Source organism: Microbispora sp. H10885, from assembly GCF_014161415.1.
In the GTDB taxonomy this organism is placed as follows: domain Bacteria; phylum Actinomycetota; class Actinomycetes; order Streptosporangiales; family Streptosporangiaceae; genus Microbispora; species Microbispora triticiradicis.
Genome location: NZ_JABBWY010000013.1, coordinates 18,619 through 35,459, shown reverse-complemented (window position 1 = coordinate 35,459; position 16,841 = coordinate 18,619). Strand labels below are relative to the sequence as shown.

The window sequence follows — 16,841 nt, the reverse complement described above, 5'->3', positions numbered from 1 at the left end:
GGCTATAGCATTACGATCTAATCATATCACGACAAAATAAATTACCGATAATTCTCTAATATCGGCATTATAACGAGAAGAGGCCCATCTCCCTGTCCCTCGGGAGATGGGCCTCTTCGGACGACCCGCGCCTAGATGACCGGGCCTGGATAACCGCGCCTAGATGACGGGCCTAGATGACGCGCCTAGATGACGGGGCCGGGCGTGTCCCGCGGCGGCAGAGGTCCACTGCCGGGGAGCGGGCCCGTACCGGGCGCCGGCGGGATCGGACCGCTGCCGGGTGCGGGCAGCGGCGTCTCGCGGGGGTAGTCGGGGTTCACGGTCTGGGGCGGCATCGGCTCGCCGATGTCGTAGCCCGTACCGGATCCTCCTCCGGAGAAACCTCCGGAACCCGTTCCGTCCTGCTGGTGCGGGCCGGGCACGTCACCGCGCCAGGCGCCGGTCTCGCCGCCGCGCGACTCGATGAAGGTCTTGAAACGCTCCAGGTCGCCCTTGACGCGCATGCGCACGAGCTGAAGAGCGTCCGCCGCCTTCTCGAGGAAGCCCTCGGGGTCGTACTCCATCTGGAGGGTGACGCGGGTGGTGGCGTCGCCGAGCCGGTGGAACGTGACGACTCCGGCCTGCCGCGGCGTGTCCAGTGAGCGCCAGGCCACGCGCTCGTCGGGGTGCTGCTCGGTGATCTCCGCCTCGAACTCCCGGCGGACTCCCGCGATCTCGACGACCCAGTCGGTACGTGTGTCGCCGATCTGCTTGACCGACTCGACGCCTTCCATGAACTCCGGGAAGCTCTCGAACTGCGTCCACTGGTTGTACGCGGTACGGATCGGGACATTCACATCGATGGACTGTTCGATCGAGCTCATGCCTCCTCCTTCTCTCGTGGGCTACACGACAAGCCCTGCCCTCTGAGGGCTGCCTAAACCCGGAGGTGGGAAGCCCCCTCGGCGTCCGCGTCCTCCAGCGTCCGGTCGCCGCCCGCGTACCAGCCGGTGACGACCTGTACGGCGAGGGCGGCGAACAGCAGGCCGAACGGCAGCGCCCAGCCACCGCTCACCTGGTGGAGGAGGCCGAACGTGATCGGGCCCGCGCCCGCGATGAGGTATCCGGCGCTCTGCCCGAAGGCGGAGAGGGCGGCGGTGCCCGGCGCCGTCCGGGTCCGCAGCGCCAGCATCGCCAGCGCCAGCGGGAACGTGCCGCCGCCCAGCGCCACGAGGATCGCCCACGCCCACATCGCGTGCCCGGTCAGCATCCCGGCGAAGCCGGCCGCGTACAGGGCGGCGAAGGCGACCACCAGCGGGCGCTGCCCGGACAGGCGGGTCGCCAGCGTGGGCACCACCATCGAGATCGGGATGCCGAGCCCGGTGAACACGGCGAGCACCACCCCGGCCTGGCCGCTGGTGTAGCCGTTGTCCTGAAGCAGCAGCGGCAGCCAGCCGAACATGACGTAGGCGATGAGCGACTGCGACCCGAAGTAACCGGCCACGGCCCAGGCGAGCCTGCTGCGCAGGAGGCTCTCGCCCGCCGTCCGGGCGGGGGTGCTACGCCGCTCCGGCTCACCGCGCCTGAGCGCGAGCCACGGAATCGCGGCAACGGCGGCCAGGGCCGCCCACACCCCGAGTGCCACGTGCCAGTTGCCGCCCGCGGCCTGCTGCACCGGGACGGTGGCCGCGGCGGCCACCATCGTTCCGGCCGCGAGGGCGGTCGAGTAGACGGTCGTCATGGCGCCGGACCGTCGCGGGAAGTGCTTCTTGATCAGCGTGGGGATGACGACGTTGCCGACCGCGCCGCCCGCCAGCGCGACCGTGCTGGCGGCCATGAACGGCGCCGCCGAGTCGACGAGGGAGCGTACGGCCTGGCCCGCGGCGAGCAGCACGATCGCGGTCAGCAGCAGCCGGTGCTCGCCGATCCTCCGGGACATGGCCGGCGTCAGCGCCCCGAACAGGGCGAAGCTCACCACCGGCAGCGTGGTCAGCAGCCCGGTCATCGCGCCGGACAGGCCGAGCCCGGTGCTCACCTCGTCGAGGACGGTGCCCACGCTGGTCACGGCGGTGCGGAGGTTCAGTGCGGCGAGGGCGATGCCGCCGGCGATGAGCCACGCCATCGATCCGCCCGGCGCTCTCCACGCGGCTCTCCACGGAGCCTCGCCGGTGGCCCTTCGCGTGACGACGGCACTCATCGCCGCAACATCTCCCCTCATCCAGTCATCCTACGTTTAACACCCTACCAAAGGCCCCAAACTCCTCGTTTGTTCCCGGTTCCTGGAGTAGTCCTGAAAAGGATCGTCAGCGGCGGACGCCGCGCAGCAGCCACAGCAGGCCGACGACGGGCAGCACCAGCGGCACGAAGCCGTACCCGCTGCCGTACCCCGACCACACGGTGGCGTGCGGGAAGGCGGCCGGGTCGGCCAGGCTGAGCGTGCCGACGACCAGCACGCCGGCCAGCTCGACCAGGCAGGCGGCGAGCGCCACACGGGCGGCGCCGCGGGCCAGCGCCACCGTCAAGGCGATGTAGACGACCGCCGCGAACGCCGACAGCGCGTACGCCAGTGGCGCCTCGGCGAAACGGGTGGCGATCTGCACGGCGGCGCGGGAGGTCGCGGCCAGCGCGAAGACGCCGTACACCGCCACGAGCACCCGCCCGGGCCCGGACCGTACGGCCGCGTCGCTCACGGGACCATGCTCCAGACCTGCAGCAGCCGCCCGGTCATGACGGCCACGGTGAACGCGGCCACGGCGATGACCCCGGGGCCCCAGCGGGTCCGCTCCGCCCGGCCCCACCACACCGCGGCGGGCGGGATCACCACGGTCCCCGCCAGGTATCCGACGAAGGTCGCCTTCTCCGCGACGCGCCCCATCCCGGCGAGGGCGAACCCCGCCTGCGCGAGCACGGCGATCTCCAGCAGCCCCAGCCCGATCAGCAGCACCGGCCCCATCGGCCGGTTCCGTACGGTGGTGACCACGGCGGCCAGCGCCAGCAGCAGGGCCGCGCCGATCAGCCAGCCCGAGTAGGCGCCGTTCATGCCGTGCTCAGGGGGTGGGCGGACAGTGGAGGCATGGCCAGAAGGCTATCGGCCCGACCGCCCACCCCCTCGCGCGGCCCGGTCCGCGCTCAGCAAGGGCGCTAGCTCTGCCGGGTCTCCGCGAGCAGCAGGTCGACCGCGTCCTCGGCTCTGCCGTTGACGGCGTACGCCCCCCGCTGGCGGGAGGCGGAGCTGCCGCGGAGCAGGGCCTCGTTGGCGAGTTCCGACACGATCTCCCAGTCGCCGAGTTCCTCCAGGGTCGGCCGCAGCTCCTCCAGCATCCACGCGACGAGCCGCGGCGCCGGCGCCGGCCGGCTGGTGACGGGCGACATCAGCTCGCCCTCCAGCCCGTCGCGGGCCGCCCGCCAGTTGGCCGCCCGCAGCAGCGCGAGACGCTGCTCCCCGACCGGCGGCTCACCCCGCTCCACGGCCTCGATCTCCCTGCTCATGAGGGCCCGGAAGAGCCCGGCCAGCAGCACCACGTCGTCCGCCAGGGGGCACGAGTCGCAGACGCGCATCTCCACCGTCGGCACGTGGGCGCTGAGCCGCAGGTCGTAGTAGATCATGCCGGCGTCCTTGATCACGCCGGAGGCGACCAGGTCCTCTGCCGTCCTGTCGTATTCGGAGGCGTCGGCGAACGGACCGAGCGGCCCGGCCGTCGGCCACCGCTGCCAGGTCAGCGCCCGGCTGCTGGCGTACCCGCTGTCCTCGTTCATCCAGAAGGGCGAGCTGGCGCTGAGGGCGAGCAGCGGCGGAAGCCACGCCTCGACGCGCTGCGCGGCGAGCACCGCCACGTCCCTGTCGTCGATCTCCACGTGCACCTGCGCCCCGCAGATGAGCTGCTCCTCGGCGAGGAACCGGTAGGACTCCGACAGGTAGCGGTAGCGCTCCCCCGGGGTGAAGGTGTAGCCCTCGATGCCGGTGTTGGGGGTCGTCCCGGCGGCGATGACGCCCACGCCCAGCGGCTCTCCGGCCGCGACCAGCGCCTGGCGCAGCCGTACGATCTCGGCCCGTACGTCGCTCAGGTCCTCCATCGGGGTGCTGTTGGTCTCCACCACCGATCGCTGCAACTCGGCCGAGAACCCCTCGTCCGGCAGCCGCTCCAGCATCGACTCCGCCAGCGGCGTGAGACGCCGGGACTGGAGGTCGACGACAAGAAACTCCTCTTCAACGCCGACAGGCCGTCTCTTCATCATGGCCGGGTCACTACCCCCGTCACGGAAAGTAGGCCTGGCCTGCGCGGAACGGCGGGAAGCCGGGGCCACCACCGCCCCGTCCTTTCCGACCCCCCCCGTTTCCCCGGTACGCCGAACCTTTTCCATGGATGATGGCTCTCATCGGTAGGGGCCCGACATTTCCACTAGGGGGGAAGGAACCGACATGCCGGTCAACCTGTCCAACGGAAAGCCGCTCGCCTGGGATTCGGCGAAACTCGACGCCGACACCAAGGCGATGCTCGACAACCTGCAGCCGAACATCCTGCAGGCGCACGTGCGCGAGAGCATGTCCCTGCTGCTCGTGCATTTCGGCGACGGCGCGGACGGCAGGCGGTTCCTGCGCTCCCTGGTGCCGCTCATGAAGTCGGCCAGGAAGCACCTTGAGGAGGTGCGCGAGTTCAACCGCTCGAAGAAGCGCGGCACGCCGTACGTCGGCGTCGGCATCAGCAAGCTCGGATATCTCAAACTGGGCGAATCAACCACTAAATTCACCGACAACGCGTTCAAGTCGGGGATGAAACGGCGCAAGGACACCTTGAGCGACCCGGCGGTCGACGCGTGGGAGAAGCACTACCAGGGGGAGATCCACGCGATCGTGCTGATCGGGGACGCCACGCCCGAGCCGGTCGCCGCGACGCGCACGCGCGTCCTCGCGCTGCTGCCGAAGACCGCGAAGATCCTCGGCGAGGAGACGGGCGAGGGCCTGCGCGACGCCCAGGGCCGGGGCATCGAGCACTTCGGCTACGTGGACGGCCGCAGCCAGCCGCTGTTCCTCGCCGACCAGGTGGCCGCCGAGTCCGGCACCAACTGGAACCCGTTCTTCCCGCTGAGCCACGTGCTCGCCGCCGACCCCCTCGCCCCGCACCCGAGCCGTCACTTCGGCAGCTACCTCGTGCTGCGCAAGCTGGAGCAGAACGTCCGCGCGTTCCGCGAGGCCGAGGAGGCCCTCGCCGACGCGCTCGGCTTCAAGGGGGAGGACCGGCCGCTCGCCGGCGCGATGCTCGTGGGCCGGTTCCGCAACGGCACGCCGCTGCGGCTGCACGGCAGGCCGAGCGCCGAGGGCCACCCGGTGCAGAACGACTTCAGCTACCGCGACGATCCCGGGTCCAGGTGCCCGGTGAGCGCGCACATCCGCAAGGCCAACCCCCGCGACTCCCGTGACGGCGGGCTGGAGCGCGCGCTCGGGGTCATGATGGCCCGGCGCGGCCAGACGTACGGCAGGCGCACCGACAGGCCGTGGGACGACGCGTCTCCGGCGACCAGGCCGACCGGCGGCGTGGGCCTGCTGTTCATGGCGTTCAACTCCAGCCTGCAGTCCCAGTTCGAGTTCACCCAGCAGAGCTGGGCCGACGAGCCCGGCTTCCCCGCCGAGGGCACCGGCCACGACCCCGTGATCGGCCAGGGCAGGCGGGACGTCAAGGTGCGCTTCCCCACCGAGTGGGACGGCAAGAAGCTGAGCGCCCCCCGGCAGCAGGTTCCGCAGACGGTGACGATGAAGGGAGGCGAGTACTTCTTCATGCCGTCGCTCGCCTACCTGAAAGGCCTGTGACGCCCGGCTGAGTCACCAGCTGAGTGACCGCGCACCCGAGTGGGTGGAGCTATGGGGACTCGAACCCCAGACCCCCTCCATGCCATGGAGGTGCGCTACCAGCTGCGCTATAGCCCCTTGCCACCGCTCCGAGTCCTCCCGGCGCGGCGCTCGGAGAGCATATATCCATGCCCTTCCGTTTACCTAATCGTCACCGGTCACCCGCGTAGCACCGGTAACAGGCGTATCAGCCGTCCGCGGTGGCGGCGGGGCTGTCGTCGCTGCTGACCGGCTCAGGCAGGGTGCCCGCGTTGTGCTCCATCAGGCGCCATCCCCGGCGGCCCTCCTCCAGCACCGACCACGAGCAGTTGCCCAGGCTGCCGAGCGCCGACCACAGCTCCTGCGGCAGGCCGAGCAGGCGGCAGATGCCGAGCCGCAGCGCGGCGCCGTGCGAGGCGATCACCAGCGGGCCGTCGTCGCCCAGGCGGCCCGCCCAGCGCTCGACCGCCTCGGCCACCCGGTCGGCCACGTGCGTCACGTCCTCGCCGCCCGGCGCCTCCCACGCCTCGTACTCGACCGGCCAGCCCGCCCTGATCTCGTCGCGGGTCAGGCCCTCCCACTCCCCGCCGCCGCGCTCGCGCAGGTCCTTGTCGACCATGACGTCGAGGCCGGTGATACGGCCGAGCGCGGAGGCCGTGTCGTAGGCCCGGCGGAGGTCGGAGGCGACGAGCATCGTCGGGCGCAGCGACGCGAGCAGGGAGGCCGCCCGGGCGGCCTGGGCGATCCCCGTCTCGTCCAGGGCGATGTCGGTGTGCCCCTGGAAGCGCTTCTCCACGTTCCACAACGTCTGCCCGTGCCGCAGGCAGACCACACGGCGGCCCATCACGCCGCCCCGGCGCCGGCGTCCGTCACGGGTTCGCCCCGCGCCCACGCTGGGCGGCGACCCGCCGTACGCTCTCCGGCAGCTCGATGGACGGGCAGTCCTTCCACAGGCGCTCCAGCGCGTAGAAGGCGCGGTCCTCCTCGTGCTGCACGTGCACCACGATGTCGAGGTAGTCGAGCAGGACCCAGCGGCCCTCCCGCTCGCCCTCCCGGCGTACGGGTTTGGCGTCGGCCTCGACGCGCAGCCGCTCCTCGATCTCGTCGACGACCGCGCGGACCTGCCGGTCGTTGGACGCGGAGCAGAGAAGGAAGGCGTCGGTGATGACGAGCTGTTCGCTCACGTCGTAGGCGATGATGTCGTCGGCCAGCTTCTCGGCGGCGGCCTCGGCCGCCACCCGCACAAGCTCTGCCGCTCTCTCGGATGCTGTCACGATTCGGTTCTGTCCTCCGTTGACGGGCTCTTCAAGGGTGCACAGTCCGCGGCCCCCGTACAACCCGCTTTTCCGTGGAGACCCTACCGTCACACCCTGTCGATACCGGAGTTATGCCCGGGATCGGAGCTTCAACGTCCTCCCGGGCCCGATGATTCCGCCGGAGGGACGCGTGCGGCCCCGCGCCCGTACGGGTGCGGGGCCGCATCGGACAGGTCGCCCGCGGACCACGCGGGCCGGCCGTCAGTGCCCGTGACCAGGCCCGTGATGAGGCTTGGTGTGCTTGTGCTGCTGCTGCTTCGGCTTCTTGTGGTGCTTCCTCGGCTTGTGAGGCTTGGTCGGCTTGACGTGCGGCACCCGCTGCGCCTGGCCGGATCCGGTGCCGTGCCCTGTGCCGTGTCCCGTGCCGTGTCCGGTGCCGTGTCCCGTGCCGGTGGTCGTCACCTGGGCGGGAGCGGCCGAGCCGGCCGTGGCGGCGGCCGTACCGCTCAGCAGCGCGGCCCCTCCCACCGCGAGCGCGGAGGCGAGAACTGTCGCGACGGCGAGCCGCATCGATTTCGGGTGCATGGTCCCTCCTTGCGCCCGGTCAGGGCTGGGACGGGTCTGGCGACCAGGCAGGTCCTGGACCGCGGGAACGGACCGCGCGCCTTCCCCGAGCCGGGTCGGGGGACGGCATTCCTCCGGCGACATCGCGCCTTACGGCCGTACTCCGATCCTGTATCGCCGGACCCGAAGGTTTCCAGGGGAGTTGGCGCAAGCCTGCCCGGCGGTCTCGGACCATTTGACCGCGCAGAGTGATCCGGCGGGCGCGGGGCGCCGACGACCACGCGTCCCTTGCCCGCCCGTTGGCGGCCCCGATGGCGCCCGGCGATTCAGCCGGCCGGGTCCCGGTACAGGCGGCGCTTGTTGATGTACTGCACGATGCCGTCGGGGACGAGATACCAGATGGGCTCCCCGGCGGCCACGCGGTCGCGGCACTCCGAGGAGGAGATCGCCAGGGCGGGGATCTCGACCAGGCTCACCTTCCCGGCCGGCAGGCCGGGGTCCTGCAGCAGGTGACCGGGCCGGGTGCAGCCGACGAAGTGCGCGGTGTCGAAGAGCTCGCCGGCGTCGCGCCAGCTCAGGATCTGCGCGAGCGCGTCGGCGCCGGTGATGAAGTAGAGATCGGCGTCCGGTCCGTACGCGGCGGCGATGTCGCGCAGCGTGTCGATCGTGTACGTGGGCCCCGGCCGGTCGATGTCCACCCGGCTCACCGAGAAGCGGGGGTTCGACGCGGTCGCGATGACGGTCATCAGATAGCGGTCCTCGCTGGAGGAGACACGCTGGTCCGCCTTCTGCCACGGCTGCCCGGTCGGGACGAAGACCACCTCGTCCAGGTCGAAGTGGTGCGCCACCTCGCTCGCCGCCACCAGGTGGCCGTGGTGGATCGGGTCGAACGTCCCGCCCATCACGCCCAGCCGCCGGATCTCCGTCCCGTTTCGCATGGAACGGACCTTAACGTCCTCGCCCGGCCGGCCCGTGAACCGGCCTCCTCGGACGCCGTCAGGGCTCCTCGCGGCGTCCCGCGCGCGTCCGCCCCCTGAGACATAGCATGCGGGACATGACCACTCCCGATCGCAATCGCGTGCAGCTGCCCGGCATCAGCTCACGAGCCTACGAACATCCCGCCGACCGGTCCGCGCTGGTCGCGATGCGTTCGCTCTCCGGGTTCGACGCGGTGCTGAAGCGCACGTCCGGCCTGTTCAGCGAGCGCAGGCTCCGCCTGATGTTCCTCGCCTCCGCCGTGCGCACGACCGACACCCAGTTCCGCGCCCTGTACGACATGGGCCGCGACAGCGCCTACATCCTCGACCTGCACCGGATTCCCGAGATCTACGTGCAGCAGGACCCCAAGGCGTACGCGATGGCGATCGGTTTCGACGAGCCGTTCATCATCGTCTCGACGGGCCTGCTCGACCTCATGGACTCCGAGGAGCTGCGCTTCGTCGTCGGCCACGAGACCTCCCACATCCTGTCGGGCCACGCCGTCTACGGCACGATGCTCGCGATCCTGACCCGGCTGGCCACACGGGTGGCCTGGATCCCGCTCGGCTACATCGGCCTGCGGATCATCGTCGCGGCCCTGGAGGAGTGGCAGCGCAAGGCGGAGATGTCCGCCGACCGGGGCGGCCTGCTCGCCGGGCAGGACCCCGACGCCGCGCTGCGCGCGCTCATGAAGCTCGCCGGCGGCTCGCGCCTGCACGAGATGAACATCGAGGCGTTCCTCGACCAGGCCAGGGAGTACGACACCGCGGGCGACGTCCGCGACGGCCTGCTCAAGGTCCTCAACATGCTCGGCACGACCCACCCGTTCGCCGTGACCCGGGTCGCCGAACTCGACCGCTGGCGCCGCGACGGCGAGTACGACCGCGTCCTCGCCGGCGACTACCCGCGCCGGGAGGACGACGCCAACGCCCGGCTCACCGACGAGATCAAGGCCGCGGCCAACTCCTACCGGGAGTCGTGGGCGCAGTCGCAGGACCCGTTCATCGGCGTGCTGCGCGACGTCGCGGAGGGCGCGGTCAACGCGGGCGAGCGCATCTTCAACCGCTTCGCCCGGCGGGAGAACTGACCCCGGCCCGGCTGCTCAGAAGAAGTAGGAGACGGCGCGTACGGCGGCCGCGCACAGCGGCACGAAGCCGCCGAGCACGGCGAGCGCCCGCAGGCCCTCCCGGCGCAGGCCCGGAATGGCCCCGCCGGCGCGCTCGATCTCCCGCCCGACGAGCCCGCCGCTGACCACTCCGAAGGCGACCCCGGCGATCGTGACCGGCACCACCTGAGACCACCAGTCGGGGTCCAGGCGCGCGCCGGAACCCACCCAGATCGCCGCGAACGCCGCTGCGGCGGCCGGCAGGCCCGGCCACACGACGGCCGACAGCGCCGAGCCCGACAGGGTGAGGGGGAACAGCAGCACCCGCAGGAAGGTGCGTCCCCGGCCGGGCCGGCGTCGTCGTACCAGCCAGTGGCTCGTCCAGATCGCCCTGGTCACGACGGCGAACACCGCGGTGATCACGAAGGTGGCCAGCGGGTAGATCACCGCCGTCACCACGCACGGCACCGCGAGGAGCGCGACCAGGACCAGCGCCGCGTTCCCGGTCGGGATCCCGAGCGCCCCCTCGGGCGCGGCCGGGCCGGTCGCCGACTTCGCCGCCGCCTTCGCCTGGGTCCGCGCCGCGGTCCTCACCGGCGTTCTCAAAGGGCTTCTCAACGGTGGCCGCACCGGGGACCGTGCCGTCCCGGTGCGGGCGGCGGCCTCCGCGGAGGCCCGGACCTGCACGGCCGGGCCGCCCGCGCCGTTCTCCCGGCCGCTCTCCCTGGCGCGCTGCGGGGCGGGCGGCCCGGCGCCGCGGTCCGGCGGGTCGACGGCGACCCGCGCGAGCCTGGACAGGCGGTCGGCGAGCAGCGCGGCGGTGGGACGGCGGGAGGGGTCCCGGTGCAGCGCCGCACGCACCAGCGACAGCAGCGCGGGGGGCACCCCCACGAGATCGGCCTTGCCGTTCAGCACGGCGTACATCTGCGACTCGGCGGTGCCCCGGCCGAAGGTGGGCCGCCCGGTGGCCGCGAACGCCACGGTGGCGGCCCAGCCGTGCACGTCGGCGGGCTCCCCCACCGTCTCGTCGGAGAACACCTCCGGCGCGCAGTAGCCGGGCGTGCCGAGGAACGTTCCGGTCATCGTGACCCGCGTCGCGTCGAGCACCTGGGCGATCCCGAAGTCGATCAGGACCGGCCCGTCCTCGCCGAGCAGCACGTTGGCCGGTTTGACGTCGCGGTGCACGATCCCGCCCGCGTGGATGATCGCCAGCGCGGCGGCAAGCCCCTGCGCCAGCGTGATCAGCTGTGGCTCCTTGAGCGGGCCGCCGCGCCGTACGGCGTCGAGCAGGTTCTCCCCCTCGATGTACTCCATCACGAGGTAAGGCCGGTCGCCCGACAGGTCCGCGTCGAGCACCTGGGCGACGTACGGGCTCTCCACCCTGCGCAGCGCCCGCACCTCGCGCTCGAGGCGTAAACGCGCGTCCGGGTCGTGCTCGATGGGGTCGCGGAGCATCTTGACCGCGACGCGGTCGCCCCGGCGGCCGTCGGCGAGGTACACCTCGCCCATGCCACCCCGGCCCAGCCGCTCCAGCAGCGTGTAGGGGCCGACCCGCCCGAGACGTCCAGCCATAGGAGCGCCAACCATAGCGGGCCCGGAGCCAGAATCGGCGGAGGCGCGCCGATGACCCGATACAAGCGAACACCAACCGGCCCACAAGAGCGTCCCGGCAGAGTCTGCTCCGGAAACACAGGCAAGACGGAGACAACGATGCCGATGACCGACTCCTCCGGCCCGATCACCGTCGTGGTCGCCGCCGATCAGCCTCTGCTCGTCGAGGGCATCCGGTCCGCCCTCGACCAGGCGGCCGGACTCCACGTCGCCGGCACCGCGTGCGACGACCTCGACGCCCTCCGCCTGTGCGTACGGCTGTCGCCGCGGGTGCTGCTGGCCGACCTGGCCATGCTGGGCGCGCTGGAGTCCCTGCCCCGCCGCTGCCCCGCCGTACGGGTGCTCGCGCTCGGCGCGGACGACGGCGAGGCGGGCTTCACGGGCGCGCTACGCGCCGGGGCGTACGGCTACCTGCTCAACGGGTCACGCCCCTCGGAGATCGCGGCCGCGGTCACGTCGGTGGCCCACGGGCAGGTCGTCTTCGGCGGCGGGCTGGCCCCCCGGCTGCTGGACCGCCTGACGACGCCGCCGGCCCGCAGCCCGTTCCCCGGCCTCACCCAGCGGGAGCACGAGATCCTGGAGCGGCTGGCCGACGGCAGGTCCAACGCCGAGATCGCCCGCGAGCTGTGCCTGGCCACCAAGACCGTGCGCAACCACGTGAGCAACGTGCTGACCAAGCTGGAGGCGCCGAGCCGGGTGGACGCGGCGCTGCGGGCGAGGGACGCGGGCCTCGGCTCGCGTCCCGTGCTCACCCGCGTCTGAGGCCGCGTCTGAGGCCGCCTCCGGGCCCGGGTGCGAGGGTCACACCCGGATGTGCCCGTCCCCGGTGTAGATCCACTTGGTGGAGGTCAGCTCCGGCAGTCCCATCGGCCCGCGGGCGTGCAGCTTCTGCGTGGAGATGCCGATCTCCGCGCCGAAGCCGAACTCGCCGCCGTCGGTGAAGCGGGTCGAGGCGTTGACCGCCACCGCGGCGCTGTCCACGGTCGCGACGAACCTGCGGGCGGCCTGCTGGGACCGGGTCACGATGGCGTCGGTGTGGGCCGAGCCGTACCGCCGGATGTGCGCGACCGCGTCGTCGAGCGAGTCGACCACCGCGGCGGCGACGTCGAGCGAGAGGTACTCGGTGGTGAAGTCCTCCTCGGTGGCGGGCACGACGTCGGCGCCGTAGGACCGCACCCGCTCGTCGCCGTGGACGGTCACCCCCGCGTCCTTGAGCACCGTCAGCGCCTTGGGGACGAACTCGTCGGCGATCGCGGCGTGCACCAGGAACGTCTCGGCGGCGTTGCACACCGAGGGCCGCTGCGCCTTGGCGTTCACCAGGATCTTCAGGGCGGTCTCGACGTCCGCGTCGGCGTCCACGTAGACGTGGCAGTTGCCCACCCCGGTCTCGATGACCGGCACCGTCGACTCCTCGACCACGCTGTTGATCAGCGAGGCGCCGCCGCGCGGGATCAGCACGTCGACCAGCCCCCGGGCGCGCATGAGATGCCGGACCGACTCGCGGGTCTGGCCCGGCACGAGCCGTACGGCGTCGGCCGGCACCTCGGTCGCCGCCAGCGCCTCCCGCATGATCCGCACGAGCGCGGTGTTGGAGGAGTACGCGCTGGACGACCCGCGCAGCAGCACGGCGTTGCCGCTCTTGAGGCAGAGCGCCGCCGCGTCGACGGTGACGTTGGGCCTGCCCTCGTAGATGATGCCGATGACGCCGAGGGGCACCCGCACCTGCCGCAGCTCCAGGCCGTTCGGCAGCGTGCTCCCGCGTACGACCTCCCCGACCGGGTCGGGCAGGTCGGCCACCTCGCGGACGGCCCCGGCGATCTTCGCGATCCGGGCGGCGTCCAGCCGCAGCCGGTCGATCATCGCCTCGGGGACGCCGTTCGCCCTGGCCTGGTCCACGTCGACGGCGTTGGCCGCGACGATCTCGTCCGTGGCCGCCTCCAGCGCGTCGGCCACGGCACGCAGCGCCGCGTCCTTCGGCGCGCGCGGCAACGGCGCGAGCGCCGCCGCGGCGTCCTTCGCCGCCCGAGCGACCGTCAGGAATTCCTCTGCCTCGGACACAACCTCAGACATTGCCTCGCGCTCCGTCGCTTCTTCTCGGTGGACTACAGGATCACGATGTCGTCCCGGTGGATCAGCTCACGCTCGTACTCCGGGCCGAGTGTGCTGGCCAGCTCCCTGGTGGAGCGGCCGAGCAGGTCGGGGATCTCCCCCGCGTCGTAGTTGACCAGGCCGCGGGCGACCGCGACGCCCGTCGGCGCGCACAGGTCGACCGGGTCGCCGGCCGCGAAGTCGCCCTCGACCTTCACGACGCCGGCGGGCAGCAGCGACATCCGCCGCCCCACCACGGCCTCGACCGCGCCCGCGTCCAGGTGCAGCCGGCCGCGCCCGGTCGTCGCGTGGGCGAGCCACAGCAGCCGGGTGCCGGGATGGCGGCCCCCCGGGTGGAAGCAGGTGCCGATGTCGGCCCCCGCGAGCGCCTGGGCCGCGTGCGCCGCCGCCGTGAGCACGACGGGCACGCCCGCCCCGGTGGCGATGCGGGCCGCCTCCACCTTGGTGATCATGCCGCCGGTGCCGACCCGGCCGGAGGTGCCGAGTTCGACGCCCTCCAGGTCCTCCGGTCCCCTGACCTCCGCGATGCGGGCGGCGCCCTCCCTGCGGGGATCCCCGTCGTACAACGCGTCGACGTCCGACAGCAGCACCATGCCGTCGGCGTGGATGAGGTGGGCCACCAGCGCCGCCAGCCGGTCGTTGTCGCCGAACCGGATCTCGTCGGTGGCCACCGTGTCGTTCTCGTTCACGACGGGGACGATGCCGAGCTCCAGCAGCCGGGCCAGCGTCCGCTGGGCGTTGCGGTGGTGCGAGCGGCGCATCATGTCGTCGGCCGTCAGCAGCACCTGGCCCACGCGTAAGCCGTACCTGGCGAAGGAGGAGGTGTAACGGGCGATCAGCACGCCCTGCCCCACCGAGGCGGCGGCCTGCTGGGTGGCCAGGTCCTTGGGCCGGGCGCGCAGCCCGAGCGGGCCGAGCCCGGCGGCGATCGCGCCGGAGGACACCAGCACGATCTGCGCGCCGGCCAGCCGCCGGGCGGCCAGCACGTCCACCAGCGCGTCGACCCGGTCGACGTCGATCGTGCCGCGGGGGGTCGTCAGCGACGACGATCCCACCTTGACCACCAGCCGCGCGGCCTCGCCGATCCGCTGCCTGCCCGTCACGCCGTCTCCCCCTCTCTCACCGCTCCCCCTCTCACCGCGTCTCCCGGTCAGCCGAGTCTCAGGTCGGTGCCGCGCGGCCCGAGGACCGCCTCGGCGCCCCGCGACGGCTGCCAGTCGAAGACGTAGCCGCCCTCCATCGGCCCGATGACGACCTCAGCGCCGGCCGTCGCACCGGCCTTGATCAGCTCCTCCTCGACGCCGAGCCGATCGAGCCGGTCGGCGAGGTAGCCGACGGCCTCGTCGTTGGTGAAGTCGGTCTGGCGGATCCACCGCTCGGGCTTCTCGCCGGTCACCTGGAAGCGGTTCTCGTCGATCCGGCGTACGGAGAACCCGGCCTCGCCGAGCTGCTTGGGCCGGATGACCAGACGCGTCGGCTCCTCGACCGGGGCCTGCGCGCGGGCCGCCGCCACCATCTCGGCCATCGCGAACGACAGGGGCCGCAGGCCCTCGTGGCTCGCCGCGGAGATCTCGAAGACCCGCACGCCGCGCTCCTCCAGGATGGGCGTGACGATGTCGGCGAGGTCCCGGCCGTCGGGGACGTCCACCTTGTTCAGCGCGACCAGGCGCGGCCGGTCCTGCAGGGAGCCGTACGCCGCGAGCTCGGCCTCGATCACCTCGAAGTCGGTCACCGGGTCGCGTCCCGGCTCCAGCGTGGCGCAGTCGAGCACGTGCACGATCGTCGAGCAGCGCTCGACGTGCCGCAGGAACTCGTGGCCGAGCCCCCGGCCCTCCGAGGCGCCGGGGATGAGCCCGGGCACGTCGGCGACCGTGAAGACGGTCTCGCCGGCCGTGACCACCCCGAGGTTCGGCACGAGGGTGGTGAACGGGTAGTCGGCGATCTTCGGCCGGGCCGCGGAGAGCGCCGCGATCAGGGACGACTTGCCCGCGTTGGGGAAGCCCACCAGCGCGACGTCGGCGACGGTCTTGAGTTCGAGCACGATCTCGGCCTCGTCGCCCGGCTCCCCGAGCAGCGCGAAGCCGGGGGCCTTGCGTTTGGCGTTGGCGAGCGCGGCGTTGCCGAGGCCGCCGAAGCCGCCCTGCACGGCGACGTACCGGGTGCCCGAGCCGATCAGGTCGACCAGCACCTCCCCGGTCCTGGCGTCCTTCACGACCGTGCCGTCGGGCACCGGCAGGACGACGTCCTCGCCGTTGGCGCCGTCCCGGTTGGAGCCCATGCCCTGCTTGCCGTTGCCCGCGCGGCGGTGCGGCCGGTGGTGGTATTCGAGCAGGGTCGAGGTGTTGGGGTCCACCTCCAGAATGACGTCCCCGCCGCGGCCGCCGTCGCCGCCGTCCGGCCCGCCCAGCGGCTTGAACTTCTCCCGGTGGATGGAGGCGCAGCCGTTGCCCCCGTCACCCGCCTTGATGTGCAGGACGACGTGGTCCACGAAGTCGGCCATCAGCCGCTCCCCCTTACTGCTGTGCCGGAATCGACCGGAGTACGGCCGGAGAAAACGAATGAGGCGGACCGAATGCTCGATCCGCCTCATCGTGCTGCTTCAGGTGTCCGGGCGGATCTACTCCGCGGCCGGGACGATGCTCACCGCGCGGCGACCGCGCTTGGTGCCGAACTGCACCCGGCCGGTGGCCAGGGCGAACAGCGTGTCGTCGCTGCCGCGGCCGACGTTGTCGCCGGGGTGGAAGTGCGTGCCGCGCTGACGGACGATGATCTCGCCCGCGTTCACCAGCTGGCCGCCGAAGCGCTTCACGCCGAGGCGCTGGGCGTTCGAGTCACGGCCGTTCCGGGTGGACGAGGCGCCCTTCTTGTGTGCCATGGTTCACTCCCTGTCGGGGGTAAGCCGGGGTGTCCCCCGGGAGACTACTTTCCGGGGTTGATATCGGTGACCTTGACCTGGGTGTACCGCTGGCGGTGACCCTGGCGCTTCTTGTAGCCACTCTTGTTCTTGTACTTCAGAATCCGGATCTTCGGTCCCTTGGTCTCACCGAGGATCTCGGCGGTCACCTGGAACCGGGAGAGAGCGGCTGCGTCGGTGGTGACATCGCCGTCGTTGACGACGAGCACCGCCGGCAGCGACACCGAGGAGCCAACCTCTCCGGCGACCTTGTCCACCTCGAGGACGTCCCCGACGGAGACCTTCTGCTGCCTGCCGCCGCAACGAACGATCGCGTACACCGCGGAACCCTTCTACTGGCTAATGCTGAGATGCCGCGCCCCGCATCCAGCTGCTGTCGATACACGACCGGCGGTCCGGGCAGGCGCGCGAAGCCAGGCACGCCGACACCAGGCGCACCGGATGACCAGGGTACCGGATATCCGGTACCCAGGTCGAACCGAGCGGACCGCCGGGTGAGGA

Annotated in this window: 18 protein-coding genes and 1 tRNA gene; 3 read left to right on the top strand and 16 right to left on the bottom strand. The window is 72.0% G+C overall.

What is annotated here, in order from left to right:
* Positions 1–185: 185 nt before the first annotated feature.
* The 5 genes from HHX37_RS30225 to HHX37_RS30205 form a co-directional block, all read right to left on the bottom strand.
* Positions 186–863, bottom strand: coding sequence for an SRPBCC family protein (locus tag HHX37_RS30225; protein WP_182883964.1), 678 nt, complete (start codon positions 861–863; stop codon positions 186–188).
* A gap of 53 nt (positions 864–916) precedes the next feature.
* On the bottom strand, positions 917–2,101 hold the full coding sequence (locus tag HHX37_RS30220; protein ID WP_259406876.1) for a CynX/NimT family MFS transporter: 1,185 nt from the start codon (positions 2,099–2,101) through the stop codon (positions 917–919).
* 181 nt (positions 2,102–2,282) lie between these two features.
* A complete protein-coding gene (locus tag HHX37_RS30215) occupies positions 2,283–2,669 on the bottom strand; it encodes a hypothetical protein (RefSeq protein ID WP_117408880.1) in 387 nt (128 codons plus the stop codon).
* Positions 2,666–3,019 (bottom strand): hypothetical protein, encoded by a 354-nt coding sequence (locus tag HHX37_RS30210; protein WP_117408879.1) that lies wholly within the window; start codon positions 3,017–3,019, stop codon positions 2,666–2,668. Before HHX37_RS30210 ends, HHX37_RS30215 begins: the two co-directional genes overlap by 4 nt.
* A 101-nt stretch (positions 3,020–3,120) precedes the next feature.
* Positions 3,121–4,215, bottom strand: a complete 1,095-nt coding sequence (locus HHX37_RS30205; protein WP_182883963.1) for a carboxylate-amine ligase — start codon at positions 4,213–4,215, stop codon at positions 3,121–3,123.
* Between the two features lie 184 nt (positions 4,216–4,399).
* On the opposite strand from HHX37_RS30205, the gene HHX37_RS30200 reads away from it, so the two are divergent.
* Entirely contained in the window at positions 4,400–5,785 is a 1,386-nt protein-coding gene (locus HHX37_RS30200) for a Dyp-type peroxidase (RefSeq protein ID WP_182878061.1), read from the top strand.
* Between the two features lie 44 nt (positions 5,786–5,829).
* Here HHX37_RS30200 and HHX37_RS30195 read toward each other — a convergent pair.
* From HHX37_RS30195 to nadD, 5 genes are all read right to left on the bottom strand, one after another.
* A tRNA-Ala gene (locus HHX37_RS30195) sits at positions 5,830–5,902 on the bottom strand.
* 109 nt (positions 5,903–6,011) lie between these two features.
* The gene (locus tag HHX37_RS30190; protein WP_117408876.1) at positions 6,012–6,647 is read right to left on the bottom strand and encodes a histidine phosphatase family protein; all 636 of its coding nucleotides are present in this window, start codon (positions 6,645–6,647) and stop codon (positions 6,012–6,014) included.
* A gap of 25 nt (positions 6,648–6,672) precedes the next feature.
* Positions 6,673–7,077, bottom strand: coding sequence for a ribosome silencing factor (gene rsfS, locus HHX37_RS30185; protein WP_117408875.1), 405 nt, complete (start codon positions 7,075–7,077; stop codon positions 6,673–6,675).
* Between the two features lie 243 nt (positions 7,078–7,320).
* The gene (locus HHX37_RS30180; protein WP_182887624.1) at positions 7,321–7,644 is read right to left on the bottom strand and encodes a hypothetical protein; all 324 of its coding nucleotides are present in this window, start codon (positions 7,642–7,644) and stop codon (positions 7,321–7,323) included.
* A 305-nt stretch (positions 7,645–7,949) separates the two neighbouring features.
* Positions 7,950–8,561, bottom strand: coding sequence for a nicotinate-nucleotide adenylyltransferase (gene nadD / locus HHX37_RS30175; RefSeq protein WP_182887623.1), 612 nt, complete (start codon positions 8,559–8,561; stop codon positions 7,950–7,952).
* Positions 8,562–8,668: 107 nt separating this feature from the next.
* On the opposite strand from nadD, the gene HHX37_RS30170 reads away from it, so the two are divergent.
* Positions 8,669–9,688: a M48 family metallopeptidase gene (locus HHX37_RS30170; RefSeq protein ID WP_396700260.1), complete on the top strand. Its 1,020-nt coding sequence runs from the start codon at positions 8,669–8,671 to the stop codon at positions 9,686–9,688.
* Positions 9,689–9,703: 15 nt separating this feature from the next.
* Here HHX37_RS30170 and HHX37_RS30165 read toward each other — a convergent pair whose 3' ends face one another.
* Complete coding sequence (locus tag HHX37_RS30165) at positions 9,704–11,278, bottom strand: serine/threonine-protein kinase (RefSeq protein WP_182887622.1); 1,575 nt, start codon at positions 11,276–11,278, stop codon at positions 9,704–9,706.
* Between the two features lie 138 nt (positions 11,279–11,416).
* On the opposite strand from HHX37_RS30165, the gene HHX37_RS30160 reads away from it, so the two are divergent.
* Complete coding sequence (locus tag HHX37_RS30160; protein ID WP_182878064.1) at positions 11,417–12,079, top strand: LuxR C-terminal-related transcriptional regulator; 663 nt, start codon at positions 11,417–11,419, stop codon at positions 12,077–12,079.
* Positions 12,080–12,118: 39 nt separating this feature from the next.
* Here HHX37_RS30160 and HHX37_RS30155 read toward each other — a convergent pair whose 3' ends face one another.
* The 5 genes from HHX37_RS30155 to rplU form a co-directional block, all read right to left on the bottom strand.
* Positions 12,119–13,387: a glutamate-5-semialdehyde dehydrogenase gene (locus tag HHX37_RS30155; RefSeq protein ID WP_182878065.1), complete on the bottom strand. Its 1,269-nt coding sequence runs from the start codon at positions 13,385–13,387 to the stop codon at positions 12,119–12,121.
* 32 nt (positions 13,388–13,419) lie between these two features.
* The gene (gene proB / locus HHX37_RS30150) at positions 13,420–14,529 is read right to left on the bottom strand and encodes a glutamate 5-kinase (protein ID WP_310738412.1); all 1,110 of its coding nucleotides are present in this window, start codon (positions 14,527–14,529) and stop codon (positions 13,420–13,422) included.
* Positions 14,530–14,576: 47 nt separating this feature from the next.
* A complete protein-coding gene (obgE, locus tag HHX37_RS30145; protein ID WP_117408869.1) occupies positions 14,577–15,926 on the bottom strand; it encodes a GTPase ObgE in 1,350 nt (449 codons plus the stop codon).
* A 117-nt stretch (positions 15,927–16,043) separates the two neighbouring features.
* Positions 16,044–16,301, bottom strand: a complete 258-nt coding sequence (gene rpmA / locus HHX37_RS30140) for a 50S ribosomal protein L27 (protein ID WP_117408868.1) — start codon at positions 16,299–16,301, stop codon at positions 16,044–16,046.
* Between the two features lie 44 nt (positions 16,302–16,345).
* Complete coding sequence (rplU, locus tag HHX37_RS30135) at positions 16,346–16,660, bottom strand: 50S ribosomal protein L21 (protein WP_117408867.1); 315 nt, start codon at positions 16,658–16,660, stop codon at positions 16,346–16,348.
* Positions 16,661–16,841: the final 181 nt, after the last annotated feature.

Coding starts and splice junctions, on each gene's coding strand:
- nadD (WP_182887623.1), bottom strand. CDS start 8,561: ATGCGAAACGGGACGGAGATCCGGCGGCTGGGCGTGATGGGCGGGACG.
- HHX37_RS30170 (WP_396700260.1), top strand. CDS start 8,669: ATGCGGGACATGACCACTCCCGATCGCAATCGCGTGCAGCTGCCCGGC.
- HHX37_RS30160 (WP_182878064.1), top strand. CDS start 11,417: ATGCCGATGACCGACTCCTCCGGCCCGATCACCGTCGTGGTCGCCGCC.
- HHX37_RS30155 (WP_182878065.1), bottom strand. CDS start 13,387: ATGTCTGAGGTTGTGTCCGAGGCAGAGGAATTCCTGACGGTCGCTCGG.
- HHX37_RS30180 (WP_182887624.1), bottom strand. CDS start 7,644: ATGCACCCGAAATCGATGCGGCTCGCCGTCGCGACAGTTCTCGCCTCC.
- HHX37_RS30225 (WP_182883964.1), bottom strand. CDS start 863: ATGAGCTCGATCGAACAGTCCATCGATGTGAATGTCCCGATCCGTACC.
- HHX37_RS30205 (WP_182883963.1), bottom strand. CDS start 4,215: ATGATGAAGAGACGGCCTGTCGGCGTTGAAGAGGAGTTTCTTGTCGTC.
- HHX37_RS30220 (WP_259406876.1), bottom strand. CDS start 2,101: ATGGCGTGGCTCATCGCCGGCGGCATCGCCCTCGCCGCACTGAACCTC.
- rpmA (WP_117408868.1), bottom strand. CDS start 16,301: ATGGCACACAAGAAGGGCGCCTCGTCCACCCGGAACGGCCGTGACTCG.
- HHX37_RS30165 (WP_182887622.1), bottom strand. CDS start 11,278: ATGGCTGGACGTCTCGGGCGGGTCGGCCCCTACACGCTGCTGGAGCGG.
- HHX37_RS30200 (WP_182878061.1), top strand. CDS start 4,400: ATGCCGGTCAACCTGTCCAACGGAAAGCCGCTCGCCTGGGATTCGGCG.
- HHX37_RS30190 (WP_117408876.1), bottom strand. CDS start 6,647: ATGGGCCGCCGTGTGGTCTGCCTGCGGCACGGGCAGACGTTGTGGAAC.
- obgE (WP_117408869.1), bottom strand. CDS start 15,926: ATGGCCGACTTCGTGGACCACGTCGTCCTGCACATCAAGGCGGGTGAC.
- HHX37_RS30210 (WP_117408879.1), bottom strand. CDS start 3,019: ATGAACGGCGCCTACTCGGGCTGGCTGATCGGCGCGGCCCTGCTGCTG.